The organism is Nonomuraea sp. NPDC050404 (genome assembly GCF_040655495.1).
Taxonomy (GTDB): domain Bacteria; phylum Actinomycetota; class Actinomycetes; order Streptosporangiales; family Streptosporangiaceae; genus Nonomuraea.
Genome location: NZ_JBFAKB010000010.1, coordinates 155,302 through 172,964, shown reverse-complemented (window position 1 = coordinate 172,964; position 17,663 = coordinate 155,302). Strand labels below are relative to the sequence as shown.

The following is a 17,663-nucleotide window of genomic DNA, read 5'->3' as shown; positions in this document are numbered from 1 at the left end:
CACCCGATTCGCAGGATCTATCTAGGGTAGTGCGCTCATCCGCCATGCCGACTTCCCCGGCGCGACAGGCTTACGCATACCTCTAGCCGGGTTTCGCCATGTTTGGCTTCGTGGTGCGGGAGGGGTCTCAGGTACGGCCGGTGGGTTCTGCCTTGCCACCAGGACAGTCGTCAACGCGGCGATCTCCTCGGGCGTGGCATCGCCGCGGACAATTCGCAGATGCGCCGTCATAGCGGAATGTTCCCGTGCTTCTTGGGCGGGAGCGTGGCCCGCTTGTTCCGCAGCGCCCGCAGCGCTCTGACGATCTGGGGACGTGTTTCGGACGGCCGGATCACGGCGTCCACATAGCCGCGTTCGGCCGCGATGTACGGGTTGGCCAGCGTGTCCTCGTACTCGGTGACGAGCTTGGCGCGCTCGGACTCCGGGTCGTCGGCGGCGGCCAGCCTGCGCCGGTGCAGGATGTTGACCGCGCCCTGTGCGCCCATGACCGCGATCTGGGCGGTGGGCCAGGCCAGGTTGACGTCCGCGCCGAGGTGCTTGGAGCCCATGACGTCGTACGCGCCGCCGTACGCCTTACGCGTGATCACCGTGATCAGCGGGACGGTCGCCTCGGCGTAGGCGTACAGGAGCTTGGCGCCGCGGCGGATGATTCCGTTCCATTCCTGATCGGTCCCGGGAAGGAAACCCGGCACATCAACAAATGTCACGACGGGAATGTTGAACGCATCACATGTTCGAATAAATCGCGCAGCTTTCTCGGATGCGTTGATATCCAGACATCCGGCGAAATGCATGGGTTGGTTGGCCACGACGCCCACCGGCTGGCCGTCCACGCGGCCGTACCCGACCACGATGTTCGGCGCGAACAGCGCATGGACCTCCAGGAACTCGCCCTCGTCCAGCACGTGCTCGATCACCCGGTGCATGTCGTACGGCTGGTTCGGCGAGTCGGGGATCAGCTCGTCCAGCTCGGCGTCCGGCTCCAGGTCCGTGGCGGGCGCGTACACCGGGGCCTCGTCCAGGTTGTTCGACGGCAGGTAGGACAGCAGCGCCTTGACGTAGTCGAGCGCGTCGGTCTCGTCGGCGGCCTGGTAGTGCGCCACGCCGGACTTGGTGTTGTGCGCGTGCGCCCCGCCGAGCTCCTCGAACGTGACCTCCTCGCCGGTCACCGTCTTGATCACGTCCGGCCCGGTGATGAACATGTGCGAGGTCTGGTCCACCATCACCACGAAGTCGGTCAGCGCGGGGGAGTAGACGTGGCCCCCGGCCGCGGCACCCATGATCAACGAGATCTGCGGGATCACGCCCGAGGCGTGCACGTTGCGCTTGAAGATCTCCGCGTACAGGCCGAGCGCGACCACACCCTCCTGGATGCGCGCGCCGCCGCCCTCGTTGATGCCGATGATCGGGCAGCCGGTCTTGATCGCCAGGTCGAGCACCTTGACGATCTTCTCGCCGTACACCTCGCCGAGCGAGCCGCCGAACACCGTCACGTCCTGCGAGAACACGCACACCTGCCGGCCGTCCACCGTGCCGTGCCCGGTGATGACGCCGTCGCCGTACGGCCGCCGCTGCTCCAGCCCGAACATCGTGGAGCGGTGCCTGGCGAACTCGTCGAACTCCACGAACGAACCCTCGTCCAGCAGCGCCAGCACCCGCTCCCTGGCCGTCATCTTGCCTCTGGCATGCTGCTTGTCCACCGCCGCGGCCGAGCCCGCGTGCACGGCCTCGTCGAGTCGCCGCTCCAGATCGGCGATCTTCCCTGCGGTGGTGTGTATGTCCGGCTCTTCCGGCATCGCCTCGGCAGTGCTCATGCGCGCAAGGCTAGCCCCTCTGCCTAGAGTGGATCCATGACGGATGCGGTTCGCACCCAGGGTCTGCTCAAGCGATACGGACAGCAGGTCGCGGTCGCGGGAGTCGATCTCGTCGTCCCCGCGGGCAGCTTCGCGGGCCTGGTCGGCCCCAACGGCGCGGGCAAGACGACCACCCTCAGCATGATCACCGGATTGATCCGCCCGGACGGCGGCTCCGCCGAGGTGGACGGCTTCCACGTCTGGCGTGACCCCATCGAGGTCAAGGCGCGCATCGGCGTACTGCCCGAGGGGCTGCGGCTGTTCGAGCGGCTGTCGGGCCGCGAGCTGCTCATCTACAACGGACGGCTGCGCGGCATCCCCAAGGCCGACGTCGAGCGACGCGCGGGCGAACTGCTGGCCGTCATGGACCTGACCGCCGCCGCCGACAAGCTGGTCGTCGACTACTCCACCGGCATGCGCAAGAAGATCGGCCTGGCCGCCGCGCTGCTGCACAACCCGTCGGTGCTCTTCCTGGACGAGCCGTTCGAGGGCGTCGACCCGGTCAGCGCCAACACGCTGACCGAGGTGCTGCGCCGCTACACCGCCTCCGGCTCCACCGTCATCTTCTCCAGCCACGTGATGGACCTGGTCGAGCGGCTGTGTGACTGGGTGTCGGTGATGAGCGGGGGTCATATCGTGGCGCAGGGGCCATTAGCGGACGTACGCGGTGAGCGCAGCCTCAACCAGGCATTCCTCGACCTGGTCGGCCACTCCGCGGGCGGCGGCGACTCGGACCTGAGCTGGCTCGGCGCCAAAGCCAAGGATCAATGATGTCGACCGTCGCCCTGTTCGCGCAGCTCAAGCTGCGCCTGCTGGCCGGCAACCTGCGCGGTGACCTGGCCCGCAAGGCCGGCTTCATCCTCACCCTCGTCGCCGCCACCGGCCTGGCCGCCCTCGGCTTCTTCCTCATGAGCCTGCTCCGCCTGGCGCCGCAGGACATCACCTTCTCCCTCGTGACCGTCTTCTTCGCGGCCTTCTGGTTCGCCTGGATGGTCGTGCCGCTGATGGCGTTCGGCCTGGACGACACGCTCGACCCGGCCAAGCTGTCGCTCTTCCCGCTGAGCACGCGCCGCCTGGCGATCGGCATGTTCACCGCGTCCGTGACCGGCGTCTGGCCGGCGGCGATGCTGATCGTCACGTTCGGCGCCCTGGTCGGGCTGGCCTCCAACGCCGGTGGCTGGCTGCTCGGGGTGCCGGCCGTGCTGCTGCAGTTCGCGCTCTGCGTGGTGACCTCCCGGCTGATCACCACCTCGTTGTCCAGCGCGCTGCGCACCCGGCGCGGCCGTGACGTGCTGGCCGGGGCCGCGCTACTCGTCGTGCTGCTCACTCAGCTGCCCAACCTGGTCATGAACTCCGGCTTCGCCGACCCGACGGCCATGTTGCACCAGATGGCGGGCCTGCTGCGCTGGACCCCGCCCGGCATGATGGCCCACGCGATCTCCGAGGGCGGCCTGGCGGGCCTGGCCGAGGTGGTCTTCGTGGCGCTGCTCGTCGTGGCGCTGGCCTGGTTGTGGATCAAGGCGCTGAGCCGGGCCCTGGTCACGCCCGACTCCTCCACCCAGGCGGCCGACGTACGCAGGGAGAGCGGCCTGGTCGACAGGTACCTGCCGGACGGGCCGCTGGCGGCGGTGGTGACCAAGGAGCTGAAGTACTTCAGGCGCGAGCCCCGCTACCGGCTGGGCTGGTTCAGCGCCGTCCTGGTCACGGTCGTGTTGTCGTTCTCGCTGAGCAGGACGGTCGAGGGCGGCGGCGGGTTCGGGATACCGATCGTCCTGGCCGCGGCGGGCGCCCTGATGATCGCCCTGCAGTCCGGCAACGCGTTCGGCATCGACGGCCGCTCGGTCTGGATGAACGCCGTCGCCTTCGGCTCCCCGCGCGCCCTGGCCACCGACCTGGCCGGGCGTCACCTGGCCAACGCGCTGGTCGCCGTGCCGATGCTGGCCGTGATCGCCGTCGTGGCCGGGTTGGTGCTCGGTCAGCCGGGCGCGATCCTGCCCGCCATGCTGGTGGGCTGGGGCACGCTCGGGGTCGGGCTGGGCGTCGGGTCGGTGACGAGCGTGGTGCTGCCGTACACGGTGCCGGAACGCATGAACGCCTTCAGCGGCGCCGCGCCCGGCCAGGGCGGGCTGGCGCTGGCCTCGTCCATGGGGGCGATGGTGGGCGTCGGGCTGCTCGCCCTGCCGTTCCTCGTGCCGATGTTGTTCGGGCTCTACTGGATCACCGCGCTGGCGCCGTTCTACGGGCTGCTGGCGGAGGTGCTCGGGCGGCGGCTGGGCGCGGGCATCGGCTTCGCCCGTACGCCGGAGTTGCTCGCGGCGGTGTCAAAGCCCACTTGAGCAGTGGTCTAGTCCAATAACTGAGACCGGCCTGCGGCGTCATTTATCGACTCTGTACCCTTCAAAACATGATTGACCAGGGGCTCGAGCGTCGCAGTGTCGCCGTAACCGAGATGCCGGACGAGCTACGCCACGATGTGCGTATGCTCGGCAAACTGCTCGGCCAGGTGCTGGCCGAGCAGGGCGGAGAAGACCTGCTGGCCGACGTCGAACGGTTGCGCAAGGCGGTCATCGCCGCGCGCAGAAATGAGATCTCGGCCGACGTGATCACCGAGATGGTCGCCGAATGGGAGATCGAGCGGGCCGTGGCCGTGGCCCGCGCGTTCACCTGCTACTTCCACCTGGCCAACCTGGCCGAGGAGCACTACCGCATCCGCACGCTGCGGGAGCGGGACACCGAGGGCAGGGTCCAGCGCGAGTCGCTGGCGCAGGCCGTACACGAACTGGGGCATGAACGCGTCGGCGAGTTGCTGGAGGGCCTGGAGCTGCATCCGGTGCTCACCGCGCATCCCACCGAGGCGCGCAGGCGCGCGGTCGTCACCGCCATCCAGCGGGTCAGCGGCCAGCTCACCGAGTACAACGCGCCGGGCCGCGGCGCCTCCGAGCGCGCCGAGAGCAAGCGGCGCATGCTGGAGGAGATCGACCTGCTGTGGCGCACGGCCCAGCTCCGTTCCACCAAGCTCGACCCGCTCGACGAGGTGCGCACGGCCATGGCCGCCTTCGACGAGACGTTGTTCCGCATGGTTCCGCAGGTCTACCGCGCGCTGGACGCGGCGCTCGACGAGCGCACCGGCACCCGGCCGCCGCAGGCCAGACCCTTCATCCGGTACGGGAGCTGGATCGGCGGCGACCGCGACGGCAACCCGAACGTCACCTCCAAGATCACCCGCGAGACCATCCAGATCCAGTCCGAGCACGTGCTGACGGCCCTGGAGACCGCCTGCTCGCGCATCGCCCGCACGCTCACGTCCTCCGGCCAGTTCGTGCCCCCCTCCGACCGGCTGAGGTCGGCACTGGCGGCGGCCGTGGACGCCCACCCCGACGTCGTCTCCGAGCTGGCCACCCGCTCGCCGCGCGAGCCGCACCGCCAGTGGTTGCTGTTCGTCGCCGCGCGCATCGCCGCCACCCACCGCCGCGACCTCGACCTGGCCTACCGCTCGCCCGCCGAGCTGCTGGCCGACCTCCGGCTGGCGCAGGAGTCGCTGGCCGCCTCGGCGCCGCGGCAGGCGTACGGGGAACTGCAGCACCTCATCTGGCAGGTGGAGACGTTCGGCTTCCACCTGGCCGAGCTGGAGGTGCGCCAGCACTCCCAGGTGCACGCGGCGGCCCTGGAGGAGCTGCGGGCCGGCGGCGAGCCGTCCGAGCGCACCGAGGAGGTCCTGGCCACGATCCGGGTGATCGGCTGGATCCAGGAGCGCTTCGGCGTCACCGCCTGCTCCCGCTACGTGGTCTCCTTCACCCGCACCGCCGAGGACATCGCGGCCGTGTACGAGCTGGCCAGGCACGCACTCGGCGACCGCGCGCCGGTGCTCGACGTGGTGCCCCTGTTCGAGTCCGGCCAGGACCTGGCCAACTCGCCGCGGGTACTGGCCGGCATGCTCGACATCCCCGAGGTGCGGCGGCGTCTGGCGGACACCGGGCGGCGCATGGAGATCATGCTCGGCTACTCCGACTCGGCCAAGGAACTCGGCCCGGCCGCCGCCACGCTCCGGCTCTACGAGGCTCAGGAGGAGCTGACCGCCTGGGCCGCCGCGAACGACGTACAGCTGCGCATGTTCCACGGCCGCGGCGGCGCGCTCGGCCGCGGCGGCGGCCCGGCCAACCGCGCGGTGCTGGCGCAGGCCCCCGGCTCGGTCGCGGGCCGCTTCAAGGTCACCGAGCAGGGCGAGGTCATCTTCGCCCGCTACGGCCACATCGCCATCGCCCGCCGCCACCTGGAGCAGGTGGCCAACGCCGTCCTGCTGGCCTCCTCACCCACGGTCGGGGCCCGCACCGCGACCGCGGCCGAACGTTTCCGCGGCCTGGCCGAGCAGGTGGCCACCGCCTCGGAGCAGGCCTACCGCGGACTGACCGAGGCTCCGGGCTTCCCCGAGTGGTTCGGCCTGGTCAGCCCGCTGGAGGAGATCGGCTCCCTGCGCCTCGGCTCCCGCCCGGCCCGCCGCGGCCTCGGCGCCCCCCGCTCCCTCGACGACCTGCGCGCGATCCCGTGGGTCTTCGCCTGGGCCCAGACCCGGGTCAACCTGCCCGGCTGGTACGGCCTGGGCACCGGCCTGGCCGCGGTGGACTCCCTGGACGAGCTGCGGGCGGCGTACGCGGAGTGGCCGCTGTTCAACGTGATGCTGGACAACGCGGAGATGTCCCTGGCCAAGACCGACCGCTCGATCGCCAAGCGCTACCTGGCGCTGGGCGGCAGGGAGGACTTCGCCCGGCAGGTGCTGGAGGAGTACGACCGGACCAGGGAGCTGGTGCTGCGGGTCACGGGGCACACGCGGCTGCTGGAGAACCGCAAGGTCCTCTCGCGCGCCGTCCAGCTCCGGGACCCGTACGTGGACGCCCTGTCCCACCTCCAGCTCCGCGCGCTGCGCGCCCTGCGCACGGAAACCCTCTCGGACCAGGAACGCGACCGCCTCTCCACGTTGTTGCTGCTGTCGGTGAACGGCGTGGCAGCGGGCCTGCAGAACACCGGCTGAGGTTTGTCTTCGAGCGGGAGGCGACCATGCGGGGCCTCCCGCTCTTGGCATGATGGCTTCGGGTAAGACGGGCCGACTCGGAGGCATCCATGTACGTCAGCAGGATCCAGGTCTCCGGCATACGCGGATTTTTCGGGAAACGCGCAGTTGATCTGCGCTTGACCCGGCCGGACGGCTCGCATGCCGGATGGACCGTGCTGGCGGGACGCAACGGGTCCGGGAAGACGACGCTGTTGCGTGCGATCGCCTTGGCAGTGAGCGGGCCCGTCGTCGCTCAGAGTCTCATCTCAGGCTTGTCTGGCTGGCTCTCCGCCGGCGCGGAGGAAGGGCGCGTAGAAGCGGAAGTGCTCTCCGACCCGGCCTGGGACAGGGAGTCGATGGCCGAGGTTCACATCGCCGAGATGCGTTGGTTCAGCGAAGAACACGAGGTGGTCCTCGCTGACAACCCGATGAAGGCGATGTGGAGGAGCAAGGCCAACGGCTGGTTCGTCGCCGGATACGGGCCTTTCCGCCGGTTGTCCGGAGGCTCGGCGGAGAGTCAGCGCCTCATGCAGACCACCGGACGTGTCGCCCATCTGGCGAGTCTGTTTCACGAGGATGCCTCGCTGGCCGAGAGCGTGAGCTGGTTGATCGAGCTTCATCTGCGGAGGCTGGAGAAGCGGCCAGGTGCGGAGGACCTGCTGCGGTTCGTGATCGAACTGCTCAACGACGGCCTGTTGCCCGACGGGTTCCAGATCGAGAAAGTCGACAGCGACGGTCTCTGGGTCACCAGAGATGGCCGATCCATGGCCTTGCGGGAACTGAGCGACGGCTACCGGACGGTTACGGCGCTCGTTCTCGACCTGGTGCGAAAAATGGATCACGTCTATCCCCTCGCCGAAGCAGATGGCGCCACGGTGACCGCGCCCGGAGTGGTGCTCATCGACGAGATTGACGCGCATCTCCACGTGAGCTGGCAGAAGAAGATCGGCGGCTGGCTGACCGACCACTTCCCGCAGGTGCAGTTCATCGTCACCTCGCACAGCCCGTACATCTGCCAGAGCGCCGACCCCGGCGGCCTGATCCGGCTCGCGGGCCTGGACGAGGACGCTCCCCCCAGGGTGGTCGAGGAGGACCTGTACCGGCGGATCGTCAACGGCAGCGGCGACGATGCCCTGCTCACCGACCTCTTCGGCGTGGACTCGCTCTACTCGGACGAGGCGGAGCGAAACCGGCACCGGCTCGTCGTTCTGGAACGAGCGATCATGAGCGGCACCGCGACCTCCGAGGAGGAGCAGGAGTACCGAACCCTGCGCGACCAGCTCAAGAGCACCATGACGACCCGGGTGAGCGAGGTCGCCGCGCGGATCGTTGAGCCCTCGTGATCCGCGTGCACCGGCATGCGCTGCCCGCCGGCCTCGGGCAGAAGCTGCGTGTCGCGACCGAGAAGCTGCATGCGGAAGCGGCGGACACACAGCTGGCCCGGACCAGGTGGAAGGCGGCGAAGAGCATCCAGCAGGGGGTTCGCACGCACCTCTCGGACATGGTGCTGGGCATCAAGTCCTGCATGTACTGCGGCGACCACTTGAGTACGGACATCGACCACTTCGAACCCCTCGCCGAGACGCCGCTGCGAGCTTTCGACTGGCTCAACCACTTCCTGGCCTGCTCCCACTGCAACAGCCACGAGAAGCGTGACCGCTTTCCCAGGGACGAAGCCGGCGTCCCGCTGCTCGTGGATCCCTCCGGCGAGGACCCGCACGATCATCTGATGCTGGCTCTGGCAGCAGGCCGCTACGAGTCGCTGACCTCCCGTGGCAGCGCCACCATCGACGTCTTCGGCCTCAACCGCCAAGACCTCGTGGACGCCCGGATCGCCGCCTTCGACTGCATGTGCGCCGTCTTACGCGACCGCAGAAGGCTGCTCAGGGCCGGTGACGCCGCCAAGGCCGGCAGGCTGGCGAAGTCCCTGTTCGACCAGCCCTTCATCGACGTGCTCTACACGATGTTGCGGGTCCGCCACCACTCGCGGGCCGCGCTCATTCTGGACGGCCCGGAGGTGGTGGAGGCCCTCGCCGATCCGGCGCTCGACCTGTGGTCGGCTACAGGCTCTGGAAGAAGCGGATCATGTCCGAGGTGAGGGCTTCGGTGGCGGTGTGGGCCGTGTAGTGGCCGTGGGCCGGGGCCGGGAGGGTTTTCCAGGAGGCGATGTTGGCGTGGTCGCGGTCGGCGAAGCGGCGGATCGACTTGAAGTCGCCCTCTCCCATGGCCAGCGCGATCGGTACGGTCGTCGGCTCCTTGGGTGCCTCGGCCCGCGCGTTCTCCCAGTACAGCCGCAGCGCCGAGCCCGCCGTGCCGGTGAACCAGTGGATCGCCGCGTTGGCCAGCACGAAGTCGTCGTCCAGGTCCTCGTCGAGGAGTTGGGCGAGCCAGCCCACCAGCCCGGCCGGGGAGTCGGTGATCGCGTGGGCGAGCGTCTGCGGTTGCTGTGACTGCAGCACGTTGAAGGAGCCCTTCTCCTTCCAGAACCAGTCGAGCACGGCCAGCCCCGCCTGGTCCTCCTCGCTCAGGTCCGCGAACTCGGCCGGGTCGCCCGAGGGGAAGGAGAAGATCTGGGTGACGTGCACCCCCGCCACGTGCTCCGGGTCGATCCTGCCGATCTCCGGGGAGATCATCGAGCCGCCGTCGTTGCCGGCCGCGCCGTAGCGCTCGTAGCCGAGCCTGGCCATCAGCTCGGCCCACGCCCTGGCGATGCGCTGGTTGTTCCAGCCCAGCTCGCGGGTCGGGCCGGAGAAGCCGTAGCCGGGCAGGGACGGGATGACCAGGTGGAAGTGGCGCGACAGGGGCTCGATGGCGCGCAGGTACTCGGCGATCGAGCCGGGCCAGCCGTGGGTGAGGATCAGGGGCAGCGCGTCGGGGTTGTCGGAGCGTACATGCAGGAAGTGGATGTTCTGGCCGTCGATCTCGGTCGTGAACTGCGGGTAGGCGTTGAGCCTGGCCTCCAGCGCGCGCCAGTCGAACCCGTCGCGCCAGTGGCCGACCAGGCGCCTGACCCGCTCGACGCTGACGCCCTGCTCGGCGCCGGGGATCTCGTCGGTGAAGCGGGTCAGCGCGAGGCGGGCCTGGAGGTCATCGAGGTCGGACTGCGGGATGTCGACGCGGAAGGGGGTGATGGTGCTCATGCCGGAACCTCCAGAAGCGGATCGGAATGCTTCGTTCTGTAAAAGAATAGCAGAACGGAATGATTCATTCCATAGTTGGGCGGAGACGGGTTCCCCGGCATCGGCCAAGATAGTGGGATGGCCGCATCCCGCTACTCCGACCTCGACCGCCCTCCGCTGTCCGAGGCGGCACTCAACCGCGCCCTGGTCCATCCGGGCTCGCTGTGGACGGGCGTCACCGTCGTCGACAGCACCGGCTCCACCAACGCCGACCTGGCGCGGGCCGCCAGGGAAGGCGCCGAGGAAGGCACGGTGCTGGTCGCGGAGGTGCAGAGCGCGGGCCGCGGGCGCCTGGGCCGCACCTGGACGGCGCCGCCCCGCGCGGGCCTGACGTTCTCGATCGTGTTGCGGCCCGGCGTGCCGGTCGCCGCGCAGGGCTGGCTGTCCCTCCTGTACGGCGTCGCCGCCGCCTCGGCCGCCCGCCGCCTGGCCGAGGTGGACGTGCGCCTCAAGTGGCCCAACGACCTGCTGATCGGCGAGCGCAAGCTGGCCGGCGTGCTGGCCGAGCGGGTGGACGACGCCATCGTCATCGGCATGGGCATGAACGTCACGCTCAAGCAGGAGGAGTTGCCCGTCGAGACGGCCACCTCGCTGGCCATCGAGAAGGCCGCCTGCCTCGACCGCGACCCGCTGCTGCGGGCCGTGCTCAGGGAGATCGAGACCCACTACCGCGACTGGATCGAGGCCAAGGGCGACGCGGAGGCGTCCGGGCTGCGTTCGGCCTATCTGGCCGCCAGCGCCACGATCGGGCGGCGGGTACGGGTGGAACTGCCCGAGAAGCAGGCGCTGACCGGGCAGGCGGTCGGGGTGGACCACTTCGGGCACCTGCAGGTGGAGTCGGACGGCGAGCGCTACACGCTCAGCGCGGGCGACGTCGTGCACGTCAGGGCCGTCGGCTGAGCCGGACCGGTTGCGCCATGGGCGTGGCAGCCGGGCGGCGATGGTGGCACGATTTGGCCCATGACCCTTCCCGACCACCATCTGACGCAGGGTGAGCGGCGCGTACGATCCTTCCATCCCCATTGGAAGCGGCTCGTCGTCCCCCTCATCGCGCTGATCCTCATCGCCGCTGCCTCGGGTGCGGCGCTGTACTTCATCCCCGCCGACTTCGAGTACGCGACCTACGCCAGGATCGCGGTCGCCGTCATCGGTCTCATCCTGCTGACGATCTGGTCCTTCGTGCCGTACCTGCAGTGGAAGAACACCGGTTACGTGCTCACCACCCACCGCTTCACGATCAGCACGGGCGTGCTCAACAAGTCGACCGACGAGATCCCGATCACCAAGGTCAACACGGTGAGCTCCGACCAGACCTTCGCCGAGCGGCTGCTGGGCTGCGGCACGCTGACGGTGGAGTCGGCGGGGGACCGCGGCGAGATCGTGCTGCGCGACATCCCGAGGATCCAGGACGTCCGCACCGACCTGTTCCGGCTGGTCGAGGACGCCTCCGATGGGGAGATCGACGGCCGCTGAGCCGAGGGGTCGGCGTGGTGCGCCGTTATGTCTTGCGGAGATCATCCTCCTGGCACAAGATGACTGGCATGCCGTACGAAGTGCAGGGCGTCATCGCCCAGGGCAAGGGCCAGGAAGTTTCCCTCGAGACGGTGCTCGTGCCGGACCCGGGTCCGGGCGAGGCGGTGGTGAACGTGCAGGCCTGCGGGGTGTGCCACACCGACCTGCACTATCGGGAGGGCGGGATCAACGACGAGTTCCCGTTCCTGCTGGGGCATGAGGCGGCCGGCGTCGTCGAGGCGGTCGGCGAAGGGGTCACCGAGGTGGCGCCCGGCGACTTCGTGATCCTCAACTGGCGCGCGGTGTGCGGCCAGTGCCGGGCCTGCCTGCGCGGCCGGCCGTGGTACTGCTTCGCCACCCACAACGCCAAGCAGAAGATGACGCTCAAGGACGGCACCGAACTGTCGCCCGCGCTGGGCATCGGCGCTTTCCTGGAGAAGACGCTGGTCGCGGCCGGTCAGTGCACGAAGGTCTCGGCCGAGGCGCCGGCGCAGGTGGCGGGCCTGCTGGGCTGCGGCGTCATGGCGGGCATCGGCGCGGCCATCAACACCGGCGGGGTCACCCGGGGCGACAGCGTGGCGGTCATCGGCTGCGGCGGCGTCGGCGACGCGGCCGTGCTGGGCGCCTCGCTGGCGGGCGCGTCCAGGATCATCGCGGTGGACGTGGACGACCGCAAACTGGAGTGGGCGCGCGGCTTCGGCGCCACGCACACCGTCAATTCGCGGGAGAACGATCCGGTCGAGGCGATCCGCGACCTGACCGGCGGCAACGGCGCGGACGTGGTGATCGAGGCGGTGGGCCGGCCCGAGACGTACGAGCAGGCGTTCTACGCCCGCGACCTGGCCGGCACGGTCGTGCTGGTCGGCGTGCCGACCCCGGACATGCGCATCGACCTGCCGCTGCTGGAGGTGTTCGGCCGTGGCGGCGCGCTCAAGTCGTCCTGGTACGGCGACTGCCTGCCGAGCCGCGACTTCCCCATGCTGATCGACCTGTTCCTGCAGAACCGCCTGCCGCTGGACAAGTTCGTCTCCGAGACGATCGCCCTCGACCAGGTCGAGGAGTCGTTCGCGAAGATGCACCGCGGCGAGGTGCTGCGCTCGGTGGTGGTCCTGTGATCGACAAGGTCATCACCTCGGGCACGTTCTCCCTGGACGGCGGCACCTGGGACGTCGACAACAACGTCTGGCTGGTCGGCGATGCCCGCGAGGTCGTGATCATCGACGCCGCCCACGACGCCGCGCCGATCGCCGAGCGGGTGGGCGGGCGCGCGGTCAGGGCCATCCTGTGCACGCACGCGCACAACGACCACATCAACGCGGCCAGGGACCTGGCCGGGCTGACCGGGGCGCCGATCCGGCTGCATCCGCTCGACCAGGTGTTGTGGGAGCAGGTGTACGGGACGGAGGTGACGTACGAGCCTCTGGAGGACGGCGAGAAGCTGACCGTCGGCGGGCACGTCCTGGAGATCCGGCACACGCCGGGGCACTCGCCGGGGGCGGTCTGCGCGTACGCGCCGGAGCTGGGCGCGGTGTTCAGCGGCGACACGTTGTTCAAGGGCGGCCCGGGAGCGACGGGACGCTCGTACAGCTCCTTCGACACGATCATCGACTCGATCAGGGAGCGGCTGCTGACGCTCCCGCCGGAGACGGTCGTGCACACTGGGCACGGTGATTCGACCTCGATCGGCGCGGAGGCGCCGCACCTGGAGGAGTGGCTCGCGAGAGGGCACTGACCAGCGAGGATAGGGGACTGTGACCGGTCCATAGGGGACTGTGACCCACCCAACGTAGGCAAGCCTAACCAAAGTGGGTTACCTTAGGTGTGCCTAACCTTATGGCGCCCACCCCTTGGCGAGAGGTCTGTCCCCGGATGTACGTGTGCGTTTGTCGTGCGGTTACCGAGAATGAGGTACACGACTGCATCGCCTCCGGGGCCAAGAGCGCGAAACAGATTCGCGACACTACCGGGGCTGGTGGGGACTGTGCCCGTTGTGTACGGAAGATCTGTGCGATCCTGAAACGGTCTGAAGAACTGACGACCGCATAGCCGGATAGCGACGAGGGGCCCGTTCATGCAGGGCGACAAGCAGATCATCGAGTTGCTCAACGAACAGCTGACCGCGGAGCTCACCGCGATCAACCAGTACTTCCTGCACGCGAAGATGCAGGAGAACTGGGGATACACCAAGCTCGCCGAGCACACCCGCTACGAGTCGATCGACGAGATGCGCCACGCCGAGCGCCTCACGGACCGCATCCTCTTCCTGGAGGGCCTGCCCAACTACCAGCGCCTGGGCACCCTGCACATCGGTCAGACCGTGGAGGAGCAGTTGCGGGCCGATCTGGAGGTGGAGATGTCGGTCGTGGAGCGGTTGCGCCCCGGGATCGCGCTCATGCGCGAGAAGGGCGACATCACCTCGGCCAACATCTTCGAGGACATCCTGAAGGACGAGGAAGAGCACATCGACTACCTGGAGACGGAGTTGGGGCTGATCAACAGCCTCGGCATACAGCTCTACCTGGCCCGCTACGCCGAGCCGCCGTCCACCGACGACTGATCCGCCGACACCGCGCCGGGACCGCCAGAGGTGAGGCGGGCACTGAGCCGTGCGCCGGGGCCGTCAGGGGCGAGGTGGACACTGAGTTGCCCGCCGTGCTCGCGAAAGCCCAGGGCTCTGGCGACCCGGCGCGACGCCTCGGGGCGGGCCCGCCACTGCGGCAGCAGCCCGCGGGCCAGCGCGTCCGCCACCGCCGCCGAGGCGACGACGCGGGCCAGCCCGCGTCCCCGGTGCGTGGCGGCGGTCAGGAGACTGACGTGCGCCGTGCTCTCCGGCCAGGCCGTGTACGCCGACGCCGCGACCACCTCGTGCCCGTCGCGCAGCACGTACACCGATGAGGTCACCTCGTCCAGCCCGCACTCCCGCGCGTCCGCCTCGGACACGCCGGCCAGCAGCGCCATGACGTCGCCGTGCCCCGGTGGCAGGCTCTCCGCCCCCGCGTGAGCAGGGACGAAGTCCGCCTCGTCGAGGTAGGCCAGCACCGCGGGCCCCAGCGCCTCCCGCGCGTCCCGGGCCAGGGCCGCGAGGTCGGGCATGGGCTCGGTGAAGCGCCCGGCCAGGCCCGCTTCGGGCACGGTGACCAGGGTTCCGCCGCCCAGTGACACGACGCCGGCCCATCCCGGCGGGCACAGCCGCGACTCCGGCGAAACCACGACCCGCACCTCCCCGCGCCCCGGGAACGTGACAGGGGCACAAGTCAGGCGCGCCCACATCTTCCGGGCGCGTTCGAGGGCACTCGGCGGCATCCCGCAATGATCCCAGCCGACACGATGAAAATCATTCGGATTGATCCCGCGCCCGGCCGGGCATGATCATCCGATGAATTGAGCCCCGAAAACGACGGTGCTTTAATCACGACCTACCGTATTTTATCTGTGTTTGCCCAGGTCAATGGATAGGTCAACGACGAGTCAAACCGCGCGCTGCGCCCGGGAAACGATCGCCTAAGGTCCTACGATCGCTTCATGACCTGCGTACTTCTCGCCGAGGATGACACCTCGATCTCAGAGCCACTCGCGCGCGCCCTGCGCCGTGAGGGCTATCAGGTCGAGGTGAGTCCCGACGGCCCGCAGGCCCTGGAGAGGGCCTTGTCGGGCGGCATCGATCTGATCGTTCTTGACCTTGGTCTTCCAGAGATGGACGGTCTGGAGGTCGCCCGCCGAATCAGGGCCGAGGGCCACGGCACCCCGGTACTGATTCTCACCGCACGCGTGGACGAGGTGGACACCGTCGTCGGACTCGACGCCGGCGCCGACGACTACGTGACCAAACCGTTCCGGCTCGCCGAACTGCTCGCCAGAGTGCGCGCACTGCTGCGCCGTGGCACGTCCGAGACCCCGGTGGTCCAGGGCGTGCGCATCGACGCGGACTCGCGGCGCGCCTGGATGGGAGAGAAGGAGCTGCATCTGACCACCAAGGAGTTCGACCTGCTGCGGGTCCTGGTCCGCGACGCCGGCAAGGTCGTCACCCGCGAGCAGATCATGCGCGAGGTGTGGGACACCAACTGGTGGGGTTCGACCAAGACACTCGACATGCACATCTCGTGGCTGCGCCGCAAACTGGGCGACGACGCGGCCAAGCCGCGCTACATCACGACGGTCCGGGGGGTCGGCTTCCGGTTCGAGCGCGAGTAGATGCGCCGCCGACTGCTCTCCTCCACCCTGGTGGTCGCGGTAATCGCGGTCCTGTTGCTGGGGGTCCCCCTGGGCGTCGTCGTCAGCCGCCTGATCGTCGATGAGGCGGCCCAGGAGCTCGGGGCGGAGGCCAAGCGTCTCGTGGGAGAGGTGGAGTACGCCCGCGTCCAGGAGACACCGCTCGATCCCCAGCAACTGGAGCAGAAGTACCCCGGTAGATTCATCCAGATCTGGGAGCGCGGAACCCCCCTCAACGTGACCGTCGTCGGCGACCCCCCGCCGTCCGGTCATCTGATGACTGAGGACGCCCAGACCAACACCGGTGTGTACGTACGGATCAGCCGCGACCGCGACCAGGTCGAGCAGGACGTACGGGCCCGCCTGCTGCTCATCGTGGCCCTGGCCATCGCCGCGCTGGCGGTGGCCGTGAGCCTGGCCGTCGTGCAGTCGCGCCGGCTGACGCTGCCCCTGCAGGACCTGGCGAAGATCGCCGATCGGCTGGGTTCGGGGGACGCGCGCCCGAGCAAACACCGCTACGGCATCCCCGAGCTGGACCGCGTGGCCCAGGTGCTCGACCGCAGCGCCACCCGCATCTCCGACCTGCTCACCCGCGAGCGCGAGTTCGCCACGGACGCCTCTCACCAGCTCCGCACCCCGCTGACGGGGCTGACCATGCGCCTGGAGGAGATCGTGGCCTCCGCCGGCGAGCCCGAAGTCGTACGCGAGGAAGGGGAGGCGGCGATCGTACAGGCCGAGCGGCTCACTGCGGTGATCGACGAACTGCTGGCCGCGGCGCGCAGGCAGCGCCACGCCCAGGCCGAGCCGGTCGCGGTCGATGAGGTGCTCATTCAGCAGATCACCGAGTGGGAGCACGTCTTCCGCGAGGCCGGCCGCACGCTGCGGCTCGAAGGCACGCGCGGTCTGAAGGCGATGGCCACCACGGGCGGCTTCGGCCAGGTCATCGCCTCGCTGCTGGAGAACTCGCTGCGCCACGGCGGCGGCGCGGTGACCGTCACCACCACCAGCGGCGACAACTACGTGGTGATCGAGGTGTCGGACGAGGGCCCCGGCATCGCCGACGAGATCGCTCCCAAGATCTTCGAGCGGAACGTCAGCGGCGGTGGCGGCACCGGCCTCGGGCTGACGCTGGCCCGCGCGCTGGCCGCCGCCGACGGCGGCAGATTGGAGCTGGTACGCCGCAGGCCCGCCACGTTCGCCATCTTCCTGCGCCCCGCCGAGGACGACGGAAGATCCGCCGGGGAAGACGGAAGGAACAGGGTGGTCAGCGGTCCTGCCTGACGCCGCCCTCGGGCAGTTCGACCGGCATCGGGTCGGTGGCCTCCAGGAACACCCATCTCTTGTACGACCAGTAGCGGAACAACGTGCCGAGCCCCACGCCGACGATGTTGGCGATGTTGAAGCTGAGCGTGTCCGTCAGGCCGAGCGTGTAGGTGGTGAAGCCGATCGTCAACATGCCGAACAGCAGTGCGATTCCGTTGAGCAGGAAGAACAGGAAATATTCGCGGCGCAGCCCGCTCTGCTCGCGGTGCCGGAAGGTCCAGTACCGGTTGCCCAGATAGGCGAACGTGGTGGAGACCGTCGTGGCGGCGACCTTCGAGGTCAGCGGCCCGAGATCGAGGATGACGTTGCAGAAGTTGAGCAGGCCCGTGTCAATGACGAACGCGATGGCGCCGATGCTGCCGAACTTGGCCAGCTCGTGCACGAGAGAGGAGAACCGCTGGTAGAGGCGTTTGGCGAAGTCCACGTCTCTGCTCGGTCCCTTCCCTTGCTGTGCCCGTCAGCACCAGCGTACCGGTCGCGTTGTAGCGCGGGTGTCAGACGGGTGAACAAACCCTACAAACAGCTTGTTTTAGAAAAATC

18 protein-coding genes are annotated in these 17,663 nt (G+C 69.1%); 13 read left to right on the top strand and 5 right to left on the bottom strand.

Annotated features, from left to right (window positions below; genetic code table 11):
* Window positions 1-21 precede the first annotated feature (21 nt).
* Window positions 22-231 (bottom strand): acyl-CoA carboxylase subunit epsilon, encoded by a 210-nt coding sequence (locus tag AB0I81_RS27815; RefSeq protein ID WP_360662207.1) that lies wholly within the window; start codon window positions 229-231, stop codon window positions 22-24.
* Entirely contained in the window at window positions 228-1,814 is a 1,587-nt protein-coding gene (locus tag AB0I81_RS27810; RefSeq protein WP_360662204.1) for an acyl-CoA carboxylase subunit beta, read from the bottom strand. Before AB0I81_RS27810 ends, AB0I81_RS27815 begins: the two co-directional genes overlap by 4 nt.
* Before the next feature lie 36 nt (window positions 1,815-1,850).
* Between AB0I81_RS27810 and AB0I81_RS27805 the strand changes: the two genes are divergently transcribed.
* The 5 genes from AB0I81_RS27805 to AB0I81_RS27785 all read left to right on the top strand — a co-directional run bounded on the left by AB0I81_RS27805 (window position 1,851) and on the right by AB0I81_RS27785 (window position 8,998).
* Window positions 1,851-2,624 (top strand): ABC transporter ATP-binding protein, encoded by a 774-nt coding sequence (locus tag AB0I81_RS27805; RefSeq protein ID WP_360662201.1) that lies wholly within the window; start codon window positions 1,851-1,853, stop codon window positions 2,622-2,624.
* The gene (locus AB0I81_RS27800) at window positions 2,621-4,189 is read left to right on the top strand and encodes a hypothetical protein (RefSeq protein WP_360662198.1); all 1,569 of its coding nucleotides are present in this window, start codon (window positions 2,621-2,623) and stop codon (window positions 4,187-4,189) included. The genes AB0I81_RS27805 and AB0I81_RS27800 overlap by 4 nt, the downstream gene beginning before the upstream one ends.
* A gap of 68 nt (window positions 4,190-4,257) precedes the next feature.
* Window positions 4,258-6,879 (top strand): phosphoenolpyruvate carboxylase, encoded by a 2,622-nt coding sequence (locus AB0I81_RS27795; protein WP_360662195.1) that lies wholly within the window; start codon window positions 4,258-4,260, stop codon window positions 6,877-6,879.
* Between the two features lie 89 nt (window positions 6,880-6,968).
* Window positions 6,969-8,243: an AAA family ATPase gene (locus AB0I81_RS27790; protein WP_360662193.1), complete on the top strand. Its 1,275-nt coding sequence runs from the start codon at window positions 6,969-6,971 to the stop codon at window positions 8,241-8,243.
* Window positions 8,240-8,998, top strand: coding sequence for an HNH endonuclease (locus AB0I81_RS27785; protein WP_360662190.1), 759 nt, complete (start codon window positions 8,240-8,242; stop codon window positions 8,996-8,998). The genes AB0I81_RS27790 and AB0I81_RS27785 overlap by 4 nt, the downstream gene beginning before the upstream one ends.
* Here AB0I81_RS27785 and AB0I81_RS27780 read toward each other — a convergent pair.
* Window positions 8,961-10,040 (bottom strand): epoxide hydrolase family protein, encoded by a 1,080-nt coding sequence (locus AB0I81_RS27780; protein ID WP_360662187.1) that lies wholly within the window; start codon window positions 10,038-10,040, stop codon window positions 8,961-8,963. The genes AB0I81_RS27785 and AB0I81_RS27780 overlap by 38 nt on opposite strands.
* A gap of 117 nt (window positions 10,041-10,157) precedes the next feature.
* Between AB0I81_RS27780 and AB0I81_RS27775 the strand changes: the two genes are divergently transcribed.
* From AB0I81_RS27775 to bfr, 6 genes are all read left to right on the top strand, one after another.
* Window positions 10,158-10,979 carry a biotin--[acetyl-CoA-carboxylase] ligase gene (locus tag AB0I81_RS27775; RefSeq protein WP_360662184.1) on the top strand — a complete coding sequence of 274 codons (822 nt, stop codon included), beginning with the start codon at window positions 10,158-10,160 and terminating at the stop codon, window positions 10,977-10,979.
* Between the two features lie 60 nt (window positions 10,980-11,039).
* Window positions 11,040-11,552, top strand: coding sequence for a PH domain-containing protein (locus tag AB0I81_RS27770; RefSeq protein WP_360662181.1), 513 nt, complete (start codon window positions 11,040-11,042; stop codon window positions 11,550-11,552).
* 68 nt (window positions 11,553-11,620) lie between these two features.
* Complete coding sequence (locus AB0I81_RS27765; protein WP_360662178.1) at window positions 11,621-12,706, top strand: S-(hydroxymethyl)mycothiol dehydrogenase; 1,086 nt, start codon at window positions 11,621-11,623, stop codon at window positions 12,704-12,706.
* On the top strand, window positions 12,703-13,323 hold the full coding sequence (locus AB0I81_RS27760; protein ID WP_360662175.1) for an MBL fold metallo-hydrolase: 621 nt from the start codon (window positions 12,703-12,705) through the stop codon (window positions 13,321-13,323). The genes AB0I81_RS27765 and AB0I81_RS27760 overlap by 4 nt, the downstream gene beginning before the upstream one ends.
* Window positions 13,324-13,424: 101 nt before the next feature.
* Window positions 13,425-13,637: a (2Fe-2S)-binding protein gene (locus AB0I81_RS27755; protein WP_360662172.1), complete on the top strand. Its 213-nt coding sequence runs from the start codon at window positions 13,425-13,427 to the stop codon at window positions 13,635-13,637.
* Window positions 13,638-13,662: 25 nt separating this feature from the next.
* Window positions 13,663-14,148: a bacterioferritin gene (gene bfr, locus AB0I81_RS27750; protein ID WP_360662170.1), complete on the top strand. Its 486-nt coding sequence runs from the start codon at window positions 13,663-13,665 to the stop codon at window positions 14,146-14,148.
* Here bfr and AB0I81_RS27745 read toward each other — a convergent pair.
* Window positions 14,118-14,801 carry a GNAT family N-acetyltransferase gene (locus tag AB0I81_RS27745; protein WP_360662168.1) on the bottom strand — a complete coding sequence of 228 codons (684 nt, stop codon included), beginning with the start codon at window positions 14,799-14,801 and terminating at the stop codon, window positions 14,118-14,120. The genes bfr and AB0I81_RS27745 overlap by 31 nt on opposite strands.
* Window positions 14,802-15,113: 312 nt before the next feature.
* Here AB0I81_RS27745 and AB0I81_RS27740 point away from each other — a divergent pair, with 312 nt between their 5' ends.
* Entirely contained in the window at window positions 15,114-15,782 is a 669-nt protein-coding gene (locus AB0I81_RS27740) for a response regulator transcription factor (protein ID WP_043620820.1), read from the top strand.
* Window positions 15,783-17,081 (top strand): ATP-binding protein, encoded by a 1,299-nt coding sequence (locus tag AB0I81_RS27735; RefSeq protein ID WP_360662164.1) that lies wholly within the window; start codon window positions 15,783-15,785, stop codon window positions 17,079-17,081.
* Here the strand turns inward: AB0I81_RS27735 and AB0I81_RS27730 are convergent.
* The gene (locus AB0I81_RS27730) at window positions 17,065-17,547 is read right to left on the bottom strand and encodes a GtrA family protein (RefSeq protein ID WP_360662161.1); all 483 of its coding nucleotides are present in this window, start codon (window positions 17,545-17,547) and stop codon (window positions 17,065-17,067) included. The two genes, AB0I81_RS27735 and AB0I81_RS27730, sit on opposite strands and share 17 nt — an antisense overlap.
* Between the last annotated feature and the right edge of the window lie 116 nt (window positions 17,548-17,663).